Annotated in this window: 1 protein-coding gene; it reads right to left on the reverse strand. The window is 47.5% G+C overall.

Features of this window, described 5'->3' with window-relative positions:
- Nucleotides 1–1,157, reverse strand: a 1,157-nt coding sequence (locus C8P70_RS13875) for an MBG domain-containing protein (protein ID WP_317128299.1), incomplete at both ends; no start/stop codon positions are given.

Genomic DNA, 1,157 nt, shown 5'->3' on the forward strand with positions numbered 1-1,157 from the left:
AATGTTGGATCAGCTTCGCCATATATTTTACCTTGGTTGTCATCGGCAATAACAGTCAGCGTAGCTTTGGTAATTTCAAAATTGGCTCCTGTAAAATCAATCTCGTAGTTGTCTCCTGCGCTTAAATTACCCTGAGTGATCGGATAAGTACCGACATCGTCTCCGGCGGTTCTGCTCAACGCTCCGCTTAGAATGCTGTTGTCATCCGAGCCTTGGAATCCGGTAACGGTATAAGTAAATGTTGGGTCGGCTTCACCGTACACTTTGCTTTGGCTAGCATCTGCCGTTACCGTAAGCGTAGCTTTGGTAATTTCAAAATCTGCTCCTGTAAAGTCAATCACGTAATTTGCTCCTGCGCTTAAATCACCCTGAGTGATCGGATAGGTGCCGACATCTTCTCCGGTTGATCTGCCCAAAGACCCCGTCAGGATGGTTGGGTCATCCGCGCCTTGATAGCCCGAAACGATATAGGTCAGTATCGGCTCGGTTTCGCCATACACTTTGCTTTGTCCGCTGTCGGCAATAACAGTCAGCGTGGCTTTGGTAATTTCAAAATCTGCTCCTGTAAAGTTAATCTCGTAGTTGTCTCCTGCGCTTAAATTACCCTGAGTGATCGGATAAGTACCGACATCGTCTCCGGCGGTTCTGCTCAACGCTCCGCTTAGGATGCTGTTGTCATCTAAACCTTGGAAACCCGAGACAGTATAGGTCAGTATCGGATCCGTTTCGCCATATATTTTGCCTTGGTTGTCATCGGCAATAACGGTCAGCGTAGCTTTGGTAATTTCAAAGTCTGCTCCTGTAAAGTCAATCACGTAATTTGCTCCTGCACTTAAATCACCTTGAGTGATTGGGTAGGTTCCCGCGTCTTCGCCTGCTGTTCTGTCCAAAGCTCCGGTTAAGATGCTCTCATCATCCGAGCCTTGGAATCCGCTAACGCTATAAGTTAGTACCGGATCGGTTTCGCCGTATACTTTGCTTTGGTTAGCATCTGCCGTTACCGTAAGCGTAGCTTTGGTAATTTCAAAATCTGCTCCTGTAAAGTCAATCACGTAATTCGCCCCTGCGCTTAAATCGCCTTGAGTGATCGGATAAGTACCGACGTTTTCTCCGGCGGTTCTGCTCAACGCTCCGCTTAGGATGCTGTTGTCATCTAA

The organism is Myroides indicus (assembly GCF_004364575.1).
Lineage (GTDB): Bacteria > Bacteroidota > Bacteroidia > Flavobacteriales > Flavobacteriaceae > Flavobacterium > Flavobacterium indicum_A.